The organism is Brevibacillus reuszeri, from assembly GCF_001187725.1.
In the GTDB taxonomy this organism is placed as follows: domain Bacteria; phylum Bacillota; class Bacilli; order Brevibacillales; family Brevibacillaceae; genus Brevibacillus; species Brevibacillus reuszeri.
The window spans coordinates 349,733-369,688 of sequence record NZ_LGIQ01000009.1 but is presented as its reverse complement, the minus strand read 5'-3'; the positions used below and the strand labels follow the sequence as shown (position 1 = coordinate 369,688).

Here is a 19,956-nt window from a genome sequence, read left to right as displayed (position 1 = left end):
TTGCGTTCACCTATTCTGGAGCTACAAAGCATCAGTAAGGAGTTTTCAGGGGTTAAAGCGCTTTCTGATGTTTCCTTGACCGTTTACCCTGGAAGCGTGCATGCCCTGGTTGGAGAAAACGGAGCGGGGAAATCGACCTTGATGAAAATTTTGACCGGGGCTTATAACAAGACCAACGGCCAAATTTTCTTTGAAGGAAAAGAAATCGAACAAATGGACCCAAAGCTGTCCAAGAAATTGGGGATTCACTGTATCTATCAGGAATTGAATGTCATGAAGAATATGACGGTAGCAGAGAATGTCTGTATCGGCGCGCAGCCTGTAACGAAACTAGGGCTGATTGATTGGAAACAAATGAATCACGCGGCCAAGGAGATTTTCTCCTTCCTGCAGCTTGATATCAACCCCAAGATGCTAGTGAGGGAACTGAGCATTGCACAAAAACAAATGGTAGAGATCGCACGGGCGATTTCCCAGCAAGCCCGAATTTTAATTATGGATGAACCGACTTCTTCCTTGTCTGAAAGGGAGACTGAAGTGCTTTTATCCCTTGTCGAAGAGCTGAAGAAAAAAGGTGTCAGCATCTTGTACATTTCGCACCGCATGGACGAAATCTTCCGAATCTGTGATACAGTCACCGTCCTGCGTGATGGCACACACATCAAAACCCTTCCTTTGAAAGAGGTCTACAATGTCGATTCCCTGGTGGAGTTGATGGTGAATCGCAAAGTGACGAATTACTTCCATAAAGTAGAAGTGGACTTGGGCAAGCCCATCCTTCGTGTCGAGAAGCTATCCAAGCGTGGAGTCTTGAAGGATATCAGCTTTGAGATACGCCAAGGAGAAATTCTTGGGGTAGCAGGGCTGGTTGGCGCAGGCCGCTCAGAGATCGCCAAAGCCTTGTTCGGACTGCTGAAGACAGATTCAGGTGAGATTTTCATCGACGCCCAAAAGGTCGAGATTCAAAAACCATCGGATGCGATAAGGTTGGGACTTGGTTTTGTGACAGAGAATCGCAAGGAAACAGGCTTGGCATTGAAACAGAGCGTACGTGCCAATATTACAATGTCCAACCTGAAAAAATATGTGAAAAACATGCTGGTCAATCAAACGGAAGAGAAGCAGATCGCGGAGGAATATCGAAAAAAGCTCAACATCAAGACCGCTACGCTGGAGCAGCCGATTTCGAGCTTGAGCGGAGGCAATCAGCAAAAAGCGATCCTTTCCCGCTGGATCATCCAGGAGCCTCGCATTCTTATCCTGGACGAGCCATGCCGCGGGGTAGACGTCGGAGCGAAGGCAGAAATTTTTGCACAGATCAGTCAGTTAGCTCAGCAGGGAGTCGCTATCATTATGATCTCATCCGAAATTCCGGAAATCGTCGGGATGAGCGATCGGGTCATCGTGATGCGTGAAGGCTCCATTGCTGGACTGTTGGATAAACATGCAATCACACCAGACAACATTCTGAAACTCGCATTTGGGGGTGGAGTAAGTGCTTAAAGGAACCTCATCGGAACTGGAAGTCACCCAACTGAAGAACAGCAACTGGAAACAAAATTTGTTTGTCATCTTCGATAAAGGCAGTACCATGATCGGACTCGTGTTGCTGTTTGTCATATTATCCATTGTTACTACGGATTTTTTAACCGTCGACAACCTGATCAATGTGACGCGACAGGCTACAGTTCTCTGCATCATGGCGGTGGCGATGACGTTCATCATCATTACCGGAGGAATTGATCTGAGTGCAGGCTCGCAAATCGCGGTCAGCGGAGTAGTAGTCAGCGGCTTGATCGTGGCTGGAGTGCCGATTCCGCTCGCAGTGCTTTTGGCGATCATGGTCGGCGGGGTTATTGGATTGTTTATGGGAACGATCGTATCGACGCAAAAAATCCCGCCGTTCATTGTCACCTTGGGAATGACGACGATTCTATCTGGACTTGCCTTTGTCTACACACAAGGAAATCCGATTGCGGTAAGCGATGCTGCATTTCGCGCATTGGGACGCGGATATATCGGTCCAATCCCGATTCCGGTGATCATTATGGTGATCGTCGTCGTCATCGGTCATATCCTCTTGACGCACACCCGATTTGGCCGATACGTCTACATGATCGGAGACAATGAAGAAGCGGCGAGGTTGTGTGGGATCAATGTGAATCTGGTCAAGACAGGCGTGTATGTCCTAGGTGGGGCAGTCATGGCGATTGCCGGGATTATTCTCGCTTCCCGTCTCTCTACCGGTTCACCCAACTCCGGTACCGGATCTGAGCTGGATGCGATTGCCGCAGTTGTTTTGGGTGGTACCAACCTTTTTGGCGGTGAAGGGAAGATTATCGGGACTTTGATGGGGGTCGCTATCATCTCCATCCTCAACAACGGATTAAACCTTTTGGATGTATCTTCATATAATCAGCTCATGATCAAGGGTGTCGTGATCTTGCTGGCTGTTTGGCTGAATTCGATCAAAGCAAGAAAAAAAATGAGCGTGTAGGTGATCAATATGAGTGGTGGAATTTTCCCCCCTAAACAGAATGCATTGTTGGAAATCCTTCCAGTGAAAAAACCGATTATTGGGATGATTCATCTCAAACCACTGCCCGGGTCGCCCCATTATAAAGGGGAATCAGTCCACGAGATGATTGATTTTGCTCTAGAGGATGCTAGCAGGCTGATCGAAGGCGGAATAGACGGATTGCAGATTGAGAATGCCTGGGATCTTCCTTTTCCCAAGCCGGAGGACTTCGGTCATGAGACTGTCGCTGCGATGACTGCAGTCGGTGTCGAGCTGGCGAAAATGTCCAAGGTGCCAATCGGGGTCAACTGCCTTGCGAATGCGGTCTTGCCTGCCATCGCGATTGCGAAAGCGATTCAGGCAAAATGGGTACGCTCCAACCAGTGGGTCAACGCCTACATCGCCAATGAAGGTTTTATCGAAGGCTCCTCTGCGAAGGCAATGCGATATAAAGCGAGGCTGTTTGGTGACGATATCAAAATTCTTGCGGACGTCCATGTAAAGCATGGGAGTCATGCGATTGTTGCGGACCGCAGCTTGTCGGAGCAGACGCGGGATAATGAGTTTTTCGATGCGGATATTCTGATTGCGACCGGAAATCGCACCGGGGATGAAACAGCTCTGGATGAGATTTTGGGGATCAAAGAAAATGCGTCCCTGCCTGTTATTGTGGGGAGCGGGATGACCGAGCAGAACGCGAAGAAGATTCTTTCGGTAGCCGATGGCGCTATCGTCGGCAGTTTTTTGAAAGAGAACGGGAACTGGTGGGAGCGCGTAGACACGGAGAAGGTCAAACGCTTCATGGATCAGGTTCAATCCTTACGATAGGCTGGGATATGGCTATGGGGAAAATCGCGGTTCACGGTTTTGTAAATACAGATATGATCTGTCAGGTTGACGCCTTCGCAGAAGTTGATCAGGAGACAGAAGTGAGCAGCCTGCAATTTTTGCCGGGGGGATCAGCAGCGAATGTCGCTGTTGGTCTTTCTCGTTTGGGCAAAGAGGTGTATTTTTTGGGTGCAGTCGGCCAACATGCCTACACGTCCTTTTTACTGGACAGCATGGAAAAAGTGCGGTGTGACCACATTCAGATCGTCGACCAGGCCTCGTCCGGGATGGTGCTGGTGCTGGTGGACAAGCAGGGTTTACGTACCATGTATACCTATCCAGGTGCCAATGTCCAGTACGAAGTTAACCGGGTGCCAGACGACTTTTGTCTCGGGCTTGACTTCCTTCATCTGAGCAGTCCTCATTTGCCCATCGCCGATCAGCTTTTCGCTTGGAAAAAGAAAAAACCGCAATTACGTATTTCCTTTGATCCTAGTTCCTTGTTGACTAAAAAAGGACTGAAGCCACTCCAAGCGTTACTTGCCCAGACAGATATCTTGTTTGTGAATCGCTCAGAGCTGCAGGATTTGGTTGGCGATCGGGGAGTGGACCTGGCCTTGCAGGATCTTCATCGACTTGGCGTGAAGGAGATTTTTGTCAAAATGGGGAAGGAAGGGGCTGTCTACAGCTCAGCAAGCGAACGAATCTACCATCCCTCCTTAACAGTCAAAGCGGTAGATTCTACTGGTTCTGGAGATGCTTTTGCAGTCGGCGTACTGTACGGTTTTTCGCGAGGCTGGGACAAGAAAAAGGTTTTGCAGGCTGGCATTACCCTAGGCGCTCGTGTCGTGGAACACGTCGGTGCGCGGACAGGTCTGCCACATATTGGGGAATGGGGAGGTTAGGTGAGGATGGAAGGTAAGGATCTGTTTGCGCAAATAGATCAAGAGGATGCCATTTCCTTTTTGCAGTCGCTTATCCAAATCAACAGTGTGAATCCGCCAGGCGCGGAACGGGCTGTGGCTGAAGCGATTCAAAATAGGCTATTGAACAGCGGATTATTTATAGAGTTGGATATAGTAGCAGAGGATCGAACCAATTTGCTTGTCTCACTGAACGGTGATCCGACAAGAAAGACGTCCAAGGATCAGGAAAAAACCCTTGTATTTAGTGGACATTTCGATACTGTTCCGATCGGGGGGATGGATTGGACGTACCCACCGTTTGCGGGCGTTAGAGTGGGCGAGCGCATCTACGGCCGTGGAGCTACAGACATGAAAAGCGGTGTGGCAGCCATGATCATCGCCATGGAGTGTCTCGCCAAGTCAGGTATTTCGTTGCCTGGAAATCTGCTTTTCGTGGGAACGGTTGGGGAGGAAGTGGATTGCCTAGGGGCCAAACAGGTGGTGAAAAAAGGGCAGTTGGATCATGCATCCGCCATCGTGGTCAGCGAACCGACCTCCAATCAAGTGATGGTTGCCCATAAAGGAGCACTCTGGTTGGAAGTCACCATGTTTGGTAAAACAGCGCACGGCTCCATGCCTCATCACGGCATCAACGCCATCCAGGCGATCCACCGTTTTATGACCGAGCTGAATCACTATCAATTGGAGCATGTACCCCATGCGATTCTCGGCGGCTCTACCATGAACATCGGCATGATCCGCGGCGGAGTGAGTCCCAATGTCGTCGCGGATCAATGCAGTATCACTCTCGATATCCGGACGGTTCCGGGACAAAATCACGCCAAGATTCTCGAAGAAATAGAGCAGCTCGCCAAGCAGGCAAGTGAGAGTCTATCTGCTTCTTTTCAAGTAAAAGTCTTAAATGATATGGCTTGTGTCGATACCTCCGCTGACAATCTCTTCATCCGTACAGCGATGAAGGTCGCAGGTATGGAGAAGGAGGAATCTCCAAAAGGAGTGAATTACTATACGGATGCCTCTATCTACCAGCCTTATTTGAATGGAATTCCCGTTCTGATCTACGGACCGGGAGAACCGACCATGGCGCATCAACCCGATGAGTGGGTAGATATCACGAAGTACTTGGAGTCGATCCAGTATTATATCGAGTTAGCTCTGATTTACCTAGGCGAGGCTGAGACGAAATAGTGAATCAGTGAAAAAACAGGCTTGAAGAAGAGTAGAAGGCTCTCCTTCAAGCCTGCGACTTTTTATTGGTTAGCAGTGGATTGGTAGTAAAAGGAGGAGAGTGGTATGGGAAACGAGCTGCGAATTGTTCCATAAAAATAAAGCTGTAGACTGTAAAATAAAGTATTAGACCGAAAAATAAAGTACTAGACTGAGAAATAAAGTGTTAGACTGGCGCCAGTTATTCAACTAACAGGCAGAATAATTCCAATATGTGGTATGATGGATTGGCGATTAAAAAGTTTAATTAGGAGGGGGTTACTTTGAAAAAGAAAAAATTGAAAAGGACTTCATGTGATAAGTCGATACAAGGAGTTTGCGGAGGTATTGCAGAATTTTTCGGCATTTCTTCATTCGGTATTAGATTAATTTTCATTTTGACCATGCCCGCATCCTTTATCGACTATATTATATTGGCTAATAGTCTTGATGAAAATAGCAGCTTATAAACAGACTTTTTGTTGCCTTGCTTAATGTCTAATGACAAAAAAGTGAGGACAGAGTTGAACTACTAATGGGAATCGATAGCTTAATGATAATGGGTGCTGCGGCATCCGTATTTTTGTTTGTTCAACTAGCGGGCAGATTAGTGGAATGAAGGTTAACTGAGTCTTTAGCCTGAATTCCGGCTTGCAATCCTATTCATAATTAGACTGTTCAATTATTTGAATGACGGTAAAGTATATGATAATCCCTTTGTAACCTATCAAATCTTCCTAGCAACAATGAAATATTCCTGAAAACTTTTCTTCAAGCAATCCGTTTCGACAATTGAAAAATTCCCTTCCACAATTGTATCGACTAAATTGTGAATTTTAAATGATCTAATATTTGGCACTAAACCGACTCTACCCGCAAAGTATAACAAGTTTCTAAGAAATATCTTTTCTCCCACGCATGGTGTTGCAGAAATCAATAATCCTCCTGGTTTCAACAGTTCATTCATTCTTTGTAGAACGATATGTTCATCTTCCAACAAATGCAGAATATGAAAGACCAGGATGACATCAAATGAGCCTTTCTTATACCTTTCATCAAAAATGGTCGAATGAGCATAGTTTATATTTGCAATGTTTCGCTCTTTTGCCTTTTTTTCTGCAATTGCTATCATATTAGAAGATATATCAATCGCTTGAATCCCTTTCACATATTCTGCAATCTCATTTGATATCAATCCAGTCCCACAGCCGTAATCCAAAACAATGTCGCTTATTTTGAGATGCGTTTTCATTCTTTTTATTATATTGATGTAAGTCTGTTCATCCTTCATCTCTAACTGATCATATTTACTTGCTGTTTTGTCCCAATAACTTTCTGATTTATTCATTTCAGTTTCACCTTCTTTTCTAGTGCATTCATCTTAAATGGATAGAGAATCTTGCCCCGCCCGGTTGAATCCTTTAATGATTAGCCATATAGCCAAAACAAATTGTTGAAAGGCTATTGGAATGTTCAACATCATGTAGGTTGCATCCAGACTGATGAAGCGAATCATAAATAATAAGCTTGCCAATATGGACAATGTAGACCCAATAAGACCCAAAAATGACAACCAACGTGGGACTAATTTTATTTGATAAAATATGCAGTTAAACAAGAACATAGCCAAAACAAACGCCAGTGTCGTTGCCACATGGTTCACCAAATCACGTCCTTCCCGTAACAATCCACCCAGGGTCTGAAAATACGATGCATTCATAGTACCAACTTTTGCAAATTCGTGGCTTAATGTCAGTAGCAACAGAAGAAGGATTACACCCATAACAATGAACACACCCGCAATGATGCCGAAAGCAACAGAGCCAAGAGCTAAACCTTTCTTATGCTTACTTAAAATCGGATACATCAAAATAGGAATACCAACATACGCAACAGCCATTAACAATTGGAAAAACGCTCCTATTAGTACCTGATTTTCATTTGTAGAAGCCTGGACAAGGTAGTCTGCTCCATCTATAACAGGAACAACACTAAATATACCTGTAACCAACCCGGCTATTAATAATACCCCAGTAATGACTGCAGACCTTCTACCTGAATTTGCACTCTTCCTCAACATAATTAGCCTCCTTATAATACCTGCCCTTGACGGATGTTTGCGGGACGTGCGAATTAAGAGGTCAAAGAAGTAGCGATGATGACATATCCTCTTTTACGACCAGTATCAGCATATCGATGTGCTTCAGATGCTTGGTCTAGTGGGTATTTCTGATTAATCAATCCAGCCGTTGCAAATTTCACTCCCCAGTTTTATCCACGTTTTATTGCTTATCATCATATTGAAAGACCTCTTCGATGGACTTTCCGAAAACACGCGCGATGCGAAAAGCCAACTCCAATGAAGGTGAATAATTCCCCTTCTCGATAGCCACAATAGTTTGTCTGGTGACCCCAGCCTTATCTGCTAATTGCTGCTGGGTCATCTCGTTATAATGAAAGCGAAGATTCCGTATATGATTGCTGATCGTATCCTTTCCCATGTTAAACTCCTTTTCTATAAAAGTATAATTGAGCGATACGTCCCAGTAGATCGGATAAGAAACCGAATAAAATCAACACAAGGAACGTTAAGTACGTTGGCAGATCCGTAACGAGCGGAACCATGGAGAATATAAACCCGAGGAAAAACACATAAAGCGAAATCCGGTCTGCCTTCAATTCGATGATCTTATCCAACTCATCTTCAAAAGAAGGCTCATCTTCATTCGTAGCGATCTTATTGAAGATGACAAACCCGATATGAATGATAACCTTCGCTACAATCGACACCGGGAGCAGCACCAGAATGAAGGAACCCCAAAAACTGAAGTCGCTGGCCGAAGTGATGCTGCCTTCCTCGGCATTGTTTATCGCGTATAAAGTGTAGAGGGTAAAGATGAGTATACTGCTGATGATGGAAACAGAAATTTTTTTTTCTTGATAGGACATATTGACCTCCTAATTAAAGTATCATACACAAATGTAAAATAAACTATACATAATGTATGCAAAACTATACTCTTTGTCAACTTTATTTTACATTAAGGTTGTACACTAGGTAGGGCGCAGCACGGTGAACCGTGCTATAAATAACAGGTACGTTGCTGAGCTCCTATGAAAATAAAAACGCAAAAAGGCAATAAGAAATGGACCCAGCCAAAGGGTTTTAAAAAAAGGCTGTGCCTATGCTAAATATCAAATTAGTCAACTTTGAAATTGCGTTCCTACAAGATAAGAAATAGGCTGGGCTGGTGCAACAACCAAAAAGGATGAATCTCCTATACGTGCTACCCATAAAGGGTGCGACAATCTGTGATGCACCGTGGTCGCCGGGGTCAGACTAACGGATGGGCTCAAGGCACCATGTTGAAACGACCTTCTTCGCCAGCTTATCAATCATTATGGACGGACTAATCCATTTTCATAATCTGTGGTGCAGCGAGCTGCATGATTGGCTAACGGGTACGTTAGTTGAATGACTACAGCGGCAGTCTAAGACTTTATTTTTCAAGTCTTGGTCCGCCGCTGCTTCTTTTAATGGATCAGTCTAAAACTTATTTTTCAAAAGCTGACGATTCATCAATTCAAAAACCGCGTTAAATCAACGACTCCAGTCTAAAACTTTATTTTCACCTAACAATTTCCACACCTTCTGCATTTGCCGAGTTTGTGGACACGTTCCTATTTTGTTTCTACTGCTGGGAATGTATCAAGTGAGACGATAAAGCGTTATGTTGAACAGCAAAAGACAAGGGGGGTGAAGGATATGTCACAGACCATAACTGTTAAAGTAAAGCTATTGCCCACAAAAGAACAAATCCAACTGCTAAAACAAAGTAGTTCCGAGTATATTAAAGTCATTAACACATAGAGGTTCCATAGAGGTTCCATAGTGCTTGAATAAAAGGTAATATATTCCCAATGTAGCATCTTTATCGGGAGGGATTTTATCTGGTTTCATAGGGCTTTATCCTCCTCTTCTTCAGACGATGATTATGAGATAGAAAAGGGGAATTGAGAAGTACGCACTTTGACTCATATGCGCACTTGAAAGTAACATAGGACTTGAAATTAAAACATGGTGTCCAAAAGCCATTCTTGCTGAATTCGCCTCTAAAGCTTGCCATTACAGATAGCCAGGAGTATAAGTAGTGGCAAAGTGGAGAATGGAATTGATGGTAGAGACTGCGATACTGAATCGGTGGATCGGGGCTGAGGTATAACCACACTCGATACATGTGGAGTGTCTAATATTGATGGTGCGTAAAGAATGAGATGTGACAGTTTTGCTCAATTTTATGTTTGTGTATACTTAGGCTCTGTTTTTAAGCTAACTGACAGGTAACGAGAAAAACATTTTGATGGGTTTTATAAAATAGCAGGTCTGTCTGGAATGTGATTCTTTCCACAATCGCGCTTATCTGGAATATAGATCATCACTCTTTTTCATTAAAAGGCCATTTTGCGAGAGAGTGGCGAGATGAAAGAACGTGTTGTTCAATCAATGAGAATAACAAGTGGCAGCTTTACATTTATTGTAGTATTCTGAAATTATGTTTTATGACCAAATTTTACGAGGTGTGTAAGGGTGGAGAGAAAGTATTTAGAAATCGATAAAGTAATTGAATACATCAAACAACATATTTACGAACCCATTTCTCTTACCGAATTGGCTCGTTATGCAGCCTACAGCCCTTACCATTTCATTCGCATTTTCAAGGAAAGAATGGGTGTTCCACCTCAGTATTATGTTTCTACCCTTCGATTACAACATGCAAAGGATTTATTAATACATACGAATCTGAGTGTTCGCGATATTTCATTGGAAGTTGGACAAAGCAGTCTTGGAACCTTCACAACACGATTTACTGAACGAGTGGGGATGACACCATCAGAATTTCGAAATTCACCAGTGATGTCAGAACATTATTTACATTCCTTACATCAATTTAATAATTGGGAAGTATCCATTAATAAACGATCTCAATATGCTAAATTAGAGGGTAACATTAAAGCACAGATTCCTTTTGATGGTATCGTACTTGTTGGATTATTTCCCAAACCAATTCCAGAAGGTCTACCTTTATATGGAACATTACTGCGGAAGCTAGGTGACTTTTGCTTCACAGATGTCAAACCGGGGTCGTATTATCTTATGGCTACATCCGTTTCTTGGGGGTCACAGACCGTAGACTTCATACTCCCACACAGCACATTGCGAACTAGAACAAAAGATCCTATCATAATCGAATCAGATAAACCCGTACCTTTTCAGAAAGTTATGCTCTATACTCCGCGTTTGGACGATCCTCCAATTCTAATTTCACTCCCACTATTGATGGGAAGGTTTCTCAATCGAGTAACTTAACAAGTACCTGTAAGCTACTGTTTTAAAATGTTTGAGAGAATTTGCAGCATCACTTTAGGGATGAGCATATGGTCTTCACCCGCAAGCTTATTGTATTCAGAGTTTAGAATTGCTCCGCTCAACTGACTTGCGACCTCGTGCATTGCTGAAACATTCCGCGAATCACTTCTTTAGAAATACTGATACCTTCCACGAAATGGATCAACCCTTCTTCATTTTTATCATGGTCAAGCAATTCGAGTAACTCTTGACTCAGCTCTTTGAATTCATTTAGACTTGTCTCGTTTTTGGCATAAGCTGAATCGTACAAGTCTAGCTTGCTTATTTTACTGCCTAACTGAATGGCAGGTTTAAGCGCAAGAATAGCACCTGGAAAATGTCAGTATAAATAAATATGATTTTAAACAGCAATCCATGAGAAATGATGCATGGACATTTTTGCTATAATAGGCCTGTACAGTTAAAAATACTATTCTGGGGGTGAAAATACAGCTTGCAGAATTATTTCTTGTGCATAGTGAATTATGATAAATAAGACATAGGCAAAATCAAATCATTAGTCGAGGAGAGAATGAAATATGACTTCTGGAAGCCATATCCTTACGAAAACATATAGCAAAATCGTTTTCTAACGGTAATTTCGAGCCCGTTTTTCCATACTTAGCAACAAAAATTGAATGGAATATCGTTGGTGATAAAGCCTTGGTAGGTAATGAAGCAGTTATAGAAAATTGTAAGCGAACTGCTAGTTATTTCAATAGTGTAACCACTAAGTTCTCTACGTGGAATGTTATCGCAGAAAATAATATTGTTGTAGTAAACGGAACAGGCGAGTTTATTCATAATGGTGAACAATTATCTTTCGTTTCAGCCTGTGATGTTTATACTTTTAACGATAGCAATGAACTGCAAAGAATTGATTCTTATTGTATAAATGAGATTACTTGAATTTCAAAGACATTCAAAGCCTGTGCATGTTGTGTTACTTGATGAATTACGAATCATTATTCATATAGTCATATTAGGTAGTGGCAAACGTTACTTCGATGTTATTTCCCAATCAGAGATATAGGAATCGAAAATAAAGTATGTTAGATGCGAATCTGAATTTGTAAAGTTGGTCGCATTTCTGGAATAAAGATTTGCACCTTATATTGTAGAATCGGGCCAGTTAATCGAATAAAAAAGCTATGACAAATTTTTAGCAATCGAGAAGAAGCTGATAGTAATTATGTGAGATAAACTTATGAAAACAAAGAAAAGAGGATAATTTCATGACAATGATTGACAAAACCCAAGATCTACAGCAACTACCCAGTCCTGGTCCCGAGCACAGACTTCTAGAGATATTTGTCGGTAAGTGGAATACGGAAGGGGAAATTAAGGCTACTTCATCCAGTCCTGCAGCCAGACTAATTGCTGTGGACACTTACGAATGGCTACCTGGGGGGTTTTTCCTTATTCACAAAGTGGATGGACACATGGGTAATGAAGTGGTCAAAACCACGGAGATCATCGGCTATGATTCTTCGAAAAAGACGTATTTCACTCGTTCTTTCGACAATCAAGGAAACGCAGGTGCTTACCTAGCAAATCTACGAGATCGTTTCTGGACGATTAATGGTGGATTGGAACGCTTTACGGGCGAATTCAGCAGTGATGGTAACACCTTAAAGGGAAAATGGGAATTATTAAGTGACGGTTCTAATTGGCAACCTTGGATGGATATCAAGTTGACTAAAGAAAAATTGTAAAAAACAAAACCTTAATAGAGATATCTGCAAAAGTCTTGATTTTGAGAAAATGAGTACTCCGAAATGGTAAAGTGAATGGAAAACTAATAAAAGCAGCTCGTTTCTCGTCAGCGAATGGTGAAGAGGTTCCATAAGGTGAAATGGTTGACCGGATTCGTGCGATTTTTGATGGGGATCGCTATCGCTCTGGTCCAGACCTTCCTGTCCTCATTCATGCTTACAGCCGTGGAAGGTGCTTATTTCGGTCGGATGAACGGTATGATCTCTCCCGTGTTTACAGGCTCCCTGCTTATCGGATCTTCGGTTTCCGAAATGTTCTTGAATGCAACTTTTTTGTTTGTCATATATGTTACGGTAGGTTTCATTTTTTTAATCGCGGCGTTCTTCAGTTTCAACATTCAATCGATCAAAGAAAGGTGAGATAGCCTTGCTTACACAGGAAAAAAGAGGAATTTTTGTGATCACTGGGGTTATGGCCTCGGGAAAGTCGACGGTCGCTCAACTGCTTGCTGAAAAATTTGATAAAGGAGTTCATTTGCGAGGAGATACATTCCGAAGGATGATCGTGAGCGGAAGAGAGGAAATGTTGCCGGACTCGGAAGGAGAAGCGGTCAATCAGCTTCGCTTGCGTCACCAAATTACCGCTACTGCCGCAGATGCTTACTTTGAAGCGGGGTTTAACGTCGTGATACAGGATGTTATTATGGGTTCCATGCTTCAGGAAACCGTAGCGTTTCTTCGAAATCGTCCGTTGTACGTTGTTGTGCTGACGCCAAATCAGGAAGTGATAGCAAGCAGGGAAGCAGCTCGACCGAAAAGTGGGTACGGTTTGTGGACGGTAGCTGAGCTTGACCGCAGATTGCGCGAAGAAACGCCTAAGATCGGTATGTGGCTTGACTCATCGGACCTATCCGCCGGGGAAACCGTAGAGCAGATTTGGCAGAAAGCGTGGTCGGAAGCGAGTGTTTGAATATAAATGACTATATGTACCTTTGAGAAGGATTGGTACCGAAAACGAACATGATGAAAGGAAGGGACGGCCTTCTTCAACCAAAATTGGAGAATGCTCGTAGAAGCCGCACATGCAGCTTCTCGTCATCATTTACAACATCCTGATTACGGATTTACGAAATCAAAAAAATGTGTCATTATCATTTTATATAATGATAATGACGCGGAGGACAATTTTGATGACAAAAAAAGCTGATTTGGTTCTTCATCCTGTTCGAATGAGGATTATACAACAATTGCTTCTCGGCAAACCGTTGACGATTGCCCAACTGTTAGATGTGCTTGGCGACGTTCCCCAAGCTACCTTATATCGTCATATCAATCTTTTGCTTGAGGGGGATCTGATCGAGATCATAGATAAGAAAAATGTGAAGGGAACGGAAGAACGAGTGTTTTCAATTCGGAAAGAAAATCTGGAAATTTCAGAAAATGAAGTTGAGAATACTTCTCAGGAAGATCATATTCGCCATTTCACGGCATTTCACGGCAATGTGCTTCAGTTAGCGACAACGTATCTGACGGAAGCGTCTCCAACCCGGTATAAAGAAGAGGGATTCGGCTATTGGTATACGCCTCTTCATCTGACGAATGAAGAATTTCTCGAGCTCGTCGAGTCCGTTAACAAGTGCATCGAAGAAGCGATCAAGAAACAGCCGACTCCCGAACGAACCGCTCGAGTTTTCGCAGGCATGTTTATTCCGCAAAACTCGTCAAAAAGCTGAGAAGGATTCGCAAATGCATTACGGTTACGAAATCGGGATAGAAGAACTATGGAAATGGCTGCCGCTTCTTATTCCCTTTCTCATTCTACATTTGATTCTACTAGTTGTGGCATTACGGGATTTATTAAGAAGAGACCTTAGTACAGAATACAAGCTGATTTGGACCGCAATCATTGTTTTCGTCAGTCTTTTCGGTCCGATTTTGTACTTTATCCTAGGGAGGAAGGAGCGCTAGGGTGAGTATCCTCCAGGTGAATCATCTCCAAAAAAATATGGCGAACAGGAAATTATTAAAGACATTGGTTTTCAAATCCAACAGGGCGAATGTTCAGCCCTTCTCGGTCCGAACGGAGCCGGTAAAACGACAATTATCAAAATGCTCATCGGGATAACGAAGCCTTCGGCCGGTCAAATTCTATTCCAAGGAGAGCGTCATGACAGAAAACGTCCGTTTATCGGGTATTTGCCACAACACCCCATATTCTACTCGTAGATGACAGGAAAGGAATTGCTCACGTATTACATTACCCCAGATAACGGCAGAAGATGTTTTGGCATCGACTGTAATCAATCAATTTGACCAATTGGGTTTATTGGTTATCATCATCGGAATGATGAGTATTGTGGTATCGGATAAGGATATTGGAATGCTGACCTTTATTTTGACGCGCAAGGTCTCCTTAGGCGAATATTTGATGGGCAAGTGGATCGGGCAGGCTGCTATCGTCGCGGGAGCTGTCGCAACCGGTATTTTGGTAGCAGGCTTGGGTGTTTATTACATTTGGTGTCTGTTTATGGTAACTTTGACGCTTCTGATGGGCTCCTTGCTATCCAGATCGTCGGGAGTTGCCGTCGTATCGCTTTTCGTTCTCATTTTTTTGAAAGTCGCAACCGCATTGGGATCTGGATTTCAAATCATGAATCCTGCGCATTTGACGAACCATGCGGTCCATATCATGATCTCTGGCAGTGCTTTGCCTCACTTTATGACCACAGTGGCGGTCACGTTGTTACTTATTGTCGTTTTCCTGTTTTTATCGCATTTCTATTTATCCCGAAAAGAGTTGCCTGCTTCGTGACGATTTAAGCGTAACAGTAGCCTTGATGTAAAAAGGAGGACGCAAAGGATGAGTGTTCAAGTTGTCTTAGGTGATCGTGGTGTAGAAGTGAATATCTCAGGATGGACAGCGGTTACTAATTTGAGAAAAACGATCCAAATTCCTTACGCTTCGATAGAAGAAGTACAATCCGGAAATTTCAAGTTTCCCTGGACTGCTGTAAAAAGAACAGGCATTGCTTCGCCTAGATATAAAGCCGGGGTCTTCATTATCGAAGGAAAGAAATACTTCTTATCGTATCACGATGCCTGCAAAGTAGTCATTCTCGATTTGAAGGGATTTGAATTTGATAAAGTAGTCATTGAAAGCGACAATCCAGAACAGCTAGCAAACCATATTTTGTTGCGCCGCGCTTCACATAAATCGTGATGCCTATTTTGGCTTACCGCGAATCCACTAAAAGGAGAGTTTAAATGACACGAATCCACGAAATTGCACCCAACGTATTCCGTATTTCCGCGTTTATCCCACAGTCCGGATTTACGCTTAATCTGTTTCTTATCCGAGATAACGAACCGCTGCTATACCACACAGGTCCCAAATCGCTCTTCTCCGAGTTCAGTAAAGCGGCGGCCAGTCTCATCGAACTGAAGGATCTGCGTTGGATTAGCTATAGCCATTACGAATCGGACGAATGCGGTGCCCTAAACGATTGGCTGGCCGTTGCCCCTCAAGCCGTGGCGGTTACGGGATTTGTTTCGGCATCGGTTAACGGGGATTTTGCAGCAAGGCCGATTCGTCCCCTTTCCGATAACGAAACCTTTTCAACCGGCAAAAAGACCTTCCGTTACGTTCGCACGCCGCATCTTCCCCACGGCTGGGACGCGGGCCTGCTTTTCGAAGAAACGGATCGGGTCCTGTTTACCTCCGACCTGTTCCATCAGAATGGAGAAGTGGTAGCCATCACGGAAAATAGTATTTTCCCCCAAACAAAAGACATCCTATCAAGCGAAGGACCCTTCTCCCATTATATCTCCTACAGCTCGCACACGGCGCAATTGTTGGACCGATTAGCCGAATTGAATCCACAGGTTCTTGCGGTTATGCATGGCTCTTCTTTCAAGGGAGACGGCAAAAAAATCATTAACGAATTTCATACTCTTTTGAGGGAACAAGCGACCGGAAACAACTAAGCAGATTCGCTCTCGTCCATGGGAAAATGCGGGAAGGAATCCATCCTCGCGTCGTAATGTTGGCGGTGTGCGGGCTCATGGCTTTTGATCGTATATTTGAAGATCTTTCGGAGGTAAGTTAATGATAAGAAATTCAATCTTTATCATTTTAACCATGATCGTAATCCTTGCCGGTTGTAGTAACGAGCCTCAAAAAAATACTGCAAACACTCAGAACCTGTCGGATTTGAAGCAGAGTAACGAATTGGCCAAAGATATTCTAAACACTCAGAAGCCGTCAGAGTCCGGTCAGGATAACGAACGGGCAGAGAATATTTCAACTATTCCGGACGCTCCAGATTCAAAACAAAGCAAACCTCTAATTGTATTAACGGATGAACAAATATTAATGAAACCTCCGGGACGTCTTACCGGTACCGACTATGTTGAACAGAATGTTCAGGAGGCTTTGGACAAATTGCCGACTGATCTGACAGCCGATCAATATATGGAAGAACTGCTCCTTCTGTTGGCTGAGGACTATCGTCCTTATGTGTCCACTTTCATTAATTTTGAATCCGATATTACTGTGAATAATCAGCGGCCTAATGCAAAAATTACATTGCCCACCAGTAGGAAGCTGCATATTTCAATTTTGCTGGATGCAAGCGGCAGCATGAATGCAAAGATTAATGGCAAATCAAAAATGGATTCCGCAAAAGAAGCAATTCAGAGCTTCGGGGATAAGCTGCCCAAAAATGCAGAGGTATCGTTGCGGGTTTATGGGCATAAGGGAACTGGAAGTAATGAAGATAAACCACTATCATGCAGCAGTACTGAAGAAATTTTTCATGGTCAAGGCGTACAGACAGACCAATTAAAAAACGCGCTTGAAGATGTGAACCCTGCCGGATGGACGCCTATTGCGAATGCGCTGGAATCTGTAAAGCAGGATATAGATCCCGAGACGACTGATTCGGTCGTATATGTGGTAAGTGATGGAATTGAGACATGCGGAGGCGATCCCGTACAGGTTGCCAAAGAGCTCCATCAATCCAAGGTGAAGACCGTTGTCAATATTATTGGCTTTGATGTGGATAATGAAGGTCAAAAAATGCTCCGGCAGGTTGCTGCATCCGGCGGCGGAGAGTTTGCTTCCATCGATAATGGCGAAGCGTTGAAAAAGTATTTGAACAAGGCGTATGAAAAATTGCGCGGCGAGTGGACGCGTTGGATAGAAAAGGGAACAGGGCAGGCCAATATTCAAAAAGAAAAGAAACAGGGTGTGCTCAATAAGACTCGGGAAACGATGCAGCGTCTGTCGAATCAAGAAAATTCGAATTTGCAGGTAGCCCTCAAATATCTGAAAACGAAGAAAGAAAGTGATTTCCCCTGGAGTGATATCTATAAAAAAATTGACGAACGCAAAAGTTTCGCATGGAGTTACGCAGACGAAACAGGGAGGCGTTTATATAACGAAGTTTCCAAAAACGGCAAGCAGGTTTATGACGACATCAAGGATGAAGGAAAGAAGAATAGCGATGATTTGACGGATAAAATAAAAAATTAGCGGCGCACGCTTTGAGGAACCTTTTTTGCCGATGCGCTGCAGGAAAAGCTATGGTAGTGGAAGCTTCAGCTAACGGGTACAATGTTGTAAGGGTATTTGTCAAAGGTGGTGCTTAAACAATGGGATTGGTGAATAAAATTGAAGTTGAATCGTTGAAGAGTGCGCACTGTGAAGCTGAACACCATACTATCGTTATAGATGGTACCCCTCTTGACTTATTGCTTCATAGTCAATATACCTCAGATAACCTTCTGGGTATGATTCCAACAATAATTGACTGGGTTGATGAGCCGAAAGAGAAAGAGTTTCTTAAAAAAAGGTTCAATTCAGAAGACAAAGAGGTTATCTTGCCAGTATTAATGTGTCCTGATGACTGTGATTTGTTGTGCACTGTTATCGTTGCAAATGTAGTTAAAACTGATGAATATATCATTTGGAAGCAAGTCGGAATTGATAGGAGTAATGAGGAATTTAGGCAATTAGGTTACGATGGAATTGGTACCACTGTTGATTGGCTTGAAAAGATTCCGCCAATGACTTTTGAGAATACCATATATATCTCTCAACTCAGAAAAATTTACGATTGAACGAACGGAGTTCATATAACGCAAAAAATACACCACGACAAAGCTACCGCGATGACCGGCAGCTTTGTTACGCTAAGGGCAGGATAGCAAAAAATAGGACGAAATCCTCTTTTACGCCATGTATCAATAATTGGCAAAATTGGCACATGAAATAGCAAGGGAGTAGCATGATGCTTGTACGTCTTCGGGGTTCACTAAAAACCAGTAAAGAGAACGGAATGCAGTTTAGTATGTGTAGCCAGAGGTGAAGTTGAATGATTGACATGCAGTATATATACGATCTTGAGGCAGAGATGGATGTAATGAAGCTTGTAGGTAATTATTATGAAATAAAATCAATACTTCAGCAGTACCCTCAGGAACAGTGGTCATATGAAATGATTTTAGCATATACAAGGGCACTGAATTATCTGCAAGATTACTCTGACCAGACCAATCCATTCGAGCAAGCATATAGATTACTACAAACGGTTTCTGATAAGGGAAATACGGATGCTGAATGGCATTTAATAATGGCTTCTGTTAGTTTTAATCTACAACTTTACGCTGAGGCAGTAAAACATGCTGAACAAGCAAATACTATCATAGATGGCTGTGCTGATGATATGCTTGCGCTGTACTCACAATATGACTAGTAGAACGCTTCTGAAATAACTTTCGCTCTAACCCATGTTTCCATCGAGAAGGAACCCGAATTTAAGAGATACGCTAATATATTTTTACTTGAGTCGAGAACGTTGGGAACCATAGGTATCATTGTTGCTCCGCAATCGGCAGTATTTTGTTACGCTAACGGGGTCAAGAGCTCAATAAACGACAAACAAGGGCGACAGGTACGATTGACAGCTGCCTTTGTTACGTTATTAACAGGTTGTAGAGCGTGATAATCCTATCGATCAAAGGATTCGAAGGGGGCACAAAATGAAGCAGTTAAGTAAAGAGGACTTAATTGAACTAGTAGGAAAAATTATGAACGTTGAAGGCTCTGAAGAAGAAATTGATCGTATGATTGAAATTCTTAAACAAAGCGTCCCACATCCGGAAGTTAGTGACCATATATTCTGGAATGAAAATGATCTGACACCGGAACAGGTGGTTGAACAGGCACTGAGTTATAAGCCAATTCAACTATAAACAAGGTTTTTGAGCAAATGGTTACGCTCCCTCGAAGTGATGTGACTGCTAAACTAAAGTGGACAGTATCCACTAGATAAAATTGGACACTTAATTCCCAAT

25 protein-coding genes and 1 pseudogene are annotated in these 19,956 nt (G+C 43.0%); 22 read left to right on the top strand and 4 right to left on the bottom strand.

Annotated features, from left to right (window positions below):
• The 6 genes from ADS79_RS16350 to ADS79_RS16325 all read left to right on the top strand — a co-directional run bounded on the left by ADS79_RS16350 (position 1) and on the right by ADS79_RS16325 (position 5,948).
• Entirely contained in the window at positions 1–1,503 is a 1,503-nt protein-coding gene (locus ADS79_RS16350) for a sugar ABC transporter ATP-binding protein (protein ID WP_049739487.1), read from the top strand.
• The gene (locus ADS79_RS16345; RefSeq protein ID WP_236700007.1) at positions 1,496–2,497 is read left to right on the top strand and encodes an ABC transporter permease; all 1,002 of its coding nucleotides are present in this window, start codon (positions 1,496–1,498) and stop codon (positions 2,495–2,497) included. Before ADS79_RS16350 ends, ADS79_RS16345 begins: the two co-directional genes overlap by 8 nt.
• A gap of 63 nt (positions 2,498–2,560) precedes the next feature.
• A complete protein-coding gene (locus ADS79_RS16340; protein ID WP_236700006.1) occupies positions 2,561–3,346 on the top strand; it encodes a BtpA family protein in 786 nt (261 codons plus the stop codon).
• Entirely contained in the window at positions 3,283–4,251 is a 969-nt protein-coding gene (locus ADS79_RS16335; protein WP_141261182.1) for a carbohydrate kinase family protein, read from the top strand. The genes ADS79_RS16340 and ADS79_RS16335 overlap by 64 nt, the downstream gene beginning before the upstream one ends.
• A gap of 6 nt (positions 4,252–4,257) precedes the next feature.
• Entirely contained in the window at positions 4,258–5,460 is a 1,203-nt protein-coding gene (locus tag ADS79_RS16330) for a M20 family metallopeptidase (RefSeq protein ID WP_049739484.1), read from the top strand.
• 302 nt (positions 5,461–5,762) lie between these two features.
• Positions 5,763–5,948 (top strand): PspC domain-containing protein, encoded by a 186-nt coding sequence (locus tag ADS79_RS16325; protein WP_049739483.1) that lies wholly within the window; start codon positions 5,763–5,765, stop codon positions 5,946–5,948.
• Between the two features lie 257 nt (positions 5,949–6,205).
• Here ADS79_RS16325 and ADS79_RS16320 read toward each other — a convergent pair whose 3' ends face one another.
• The 4 genes from ADS79_RS16320 to ADS79_RS16305 all read right to left on the bottom strand — a co-directional run bounded on the left by ADS79_RS16320 (position 6,206) and on the right by ADS79_RS16305 (position 8,427).
• Positions 6,206–6,826: a class I SAM-dependent methyltransferase gene (locus ADS79_RS16320; RefSeq protein ID WP_049739482.1), complete on the bottom strand. Its 621-nt coding sequence runs from the start codon at positions 6,824–6,826 to the stop codon at positions 6,206–6,208.
• A gap of 33 nt (positions 6,827–6,859) precedes the next feature.
• Positions 6,860–7,558, bottom strand: a complete 699-nt coding sequence (locus tag ADS79_RS16315) for a DUF4386 domain-containing protein (RefSeq protein WP_049739481.1) — start codon at positions 7,556–7,558, stop codon at positions 6,860–6,862.
• Between the two features lie 202 nt (positions 7,559–7,760).
• Complete coding sequence (locus ADS79_RS16310) at positions 7,761–7,979, bottom strand: helix-turn-helix transcriptional regulator (RefSeq protein WP_049739480.1); 219 nt, start codon at positions 7,977–7,979, stop codon at positions 7,761–7,763.
• A 1-nt stretch (position 7,980) separates the two neighbouring features.
• The gene (locus tag ADS79_RS16305) at positions 7,981–8,427 is read right to left on the bottom strand and encodes a hypothetical protein (protein ID WP_049739479.1); all 447 of its coding nucleotides are present in this window, start codon (positions 8,425–8,427) and stop codon (positions 7,981–7,983) included.
• Between the two features lie 706 nt (positions 8,428–9,133).
• Between ADS79_RS16305 and ADS79_RS36155 the strand changes: the two are divergent.
• The 16 genes and pseudogenes from ADS79_RS36155 to ADS79_RS16235 all read left to right on the top strand — a co-directional run.
• Positions 9,134–9,223 (top strand): annotated as a pseudogene (locus tag ADS79_RS36155) (transposase); the annotation flags it as partial.
• Positions 9,224–10,066: 843 nt separating this feature from the next.
• Positions 10,067–10,846, top strand: coding sequence for a helix-turn-helix transcriptional regulator (locus ADS79_RS16300; protein WP_049739478.1), 780 nt, complete (start codon positions 10,067–10,069; stop codon positions 10,844–10,846).
• Between the two features lie 702 nt (positions 10,847–11,548).
• Positions 11,549–11,794, top strand: a complete 246-nt coding sequence (locus ADS79_RS35005) for a hypothetical protein (RefSeq protein ID WP_161807300.1) — start codon at positions 11,549–11,551, stop codon at positions 11,792–11,794.
• Between the two features lie 326 nt (positions 11,795–12,120).
• Complete coding sequence (locus ADS79_RS16290; protein WP_049739476.1) at positions 12,121–12,600, top strand: DUF1579 family protein; 480 nt, start codon at positions 12,121–12,123, stop codon at positions 12,598–12,600.
• Positions 12,601–12,735: 135 nt separating this feature from the next.
• Positions 12,736–13,020, top strand: a complete 285-nt coding sequence (locus ADS79_RS16285) for a hypothetical protein (RefSeq protein ID WP_049739475.1) — start codon at positions 12,736–12,738, stop codon at positions 13,018–13,020.
• Positions 13,021–13,027: 7 nt separating this feature from the next.
• Positions 13,028–13,570: an AAA family ATPase gene (locus ADS79_RS16280; RefSeq protein ID WP_255323712.1), complete on the top strand. Its 543-nt coding sequence runs from the start codon at positions 13,028–13,030 to the stop codon at positions 13,568–13,570.
• Positions 13,571–13,790: 220 nt separating this feature from the next.
• Entirely contained in the window at positions 13,791–14,333 is a 543-nt protein-coding gene (locus ADS79_RS16275) for a helix-turn-helix domain-containing protein (protein ID WP_049739473.1), read from the top strand.
• A gap of 13 nt (positions 14,334–14,346) precedes the next feature.
• On the top strand, positions 14,347–14,568 hold the full coding sequence (locus ADS79_RS16270; protein WP_049739472.1) for a PLD nuclease N-terminal domain-containing protein: 222 nt from the start codon (positions 14,347–14,349) through the stop codon (positions 14,566–14,568).
• 51 nt (positions 14,569–14,619) lie between these two features.
• Positions 14,620–14,826 carry an ATP-binding cassette domain-containing protein gene (locus ADS79_RS36690; RefSeq protein WP_084765929.1) on the top strand — a complete coding sequence of 69 codons (207 nt, stop codon included), beginning with the start codon at positions 14,620–14,622 and terminating at the stop codon, positions 14,824–14,826.
• Positions 14,827–14,884: 58 nt separating this feature from the next.
• A complete protein-coding gene (locus ADS79_RS16265) occupies positions 14,885–15,412 on the top strand; it encodes a hypothetical protein (protein ID WP_049739471.1) in 528 nt (175 codons plus the stop codon).
• A gap of 48 nt (positions 15,413–15,460) precedes the next feature.
• Positions 15,461–15,820 (top strand): hypothetical protein, encoded by a 360-nt coding sequence (locus ADS79_RS16260; protein ID WP_049739470.1) that lies wholly within the window; start codon positions 15,461–15,463, stop codon positions 15,818–15,820.
• A 44-nt stretch (positions 15,821–15,864) separates the two neighbouring features.
• Positions 15,865–16,584, top strand: coding sequence for an oxygen-binding di-iron domain-containing protein (locus tag ADS79_RS16255; protein WP_049739469.1), 720 nt, complete (start codon positions 15,865–15,867; stop codon positions 16,582–16,584).
• Between the two features lie 121 nt (positions 16,585–16,705).
• Positions 16,706–18,133: a VWA domain-containing protein gene (locus ADS79_RS16250; protein ID WP_049739468.1), complete on the top strand. Its 1,428-nt coding sequence runs from the start codon at positions 16,706–16,708 to the stop codon at positions 18,131–18,133.
• Positions 18,134–18,252: 119 nt separating this feature from the next.
• Positions 18,253–18,720: a hypothetical protein gene (locus ADS79_RS16245; RefSeq protein ID WP_049739467.1), complete on the top strand. Its 468-nt coding sequence runs from the start codon at positions 18,253–18,255 to the stop codon at positions 18,718–18,720.
• A gap of 254 nt (positions 18,721–18,974) precedes the next feature.
• On the top strand, positions 18,975–19,355 hold the full coding sequence (locus ADS79_RS16240; RefSeq protein ID WP_049739466.1) for a hypothetical protein: 381 nt from the start codon (positions 18,975–18,977) through the stop codon (positions 19,353–19,355).
• 286 nt (positions 19,356–19,641) lie between these two features.
• The gene (locus tag ADS79_RS16235; protein WP_049739465.1) at positions 19,642–19,854 is read left to right on the top strand and encodes a bacteriocin immunity protein; all 213 of its coding nucleotides are present in this window, start codon (positions 19,642–19,644) and stop codon (positions 19,852–19,854) included.
• Positions 19,855–19,956 lie beyond the last annotated feature (102 nt).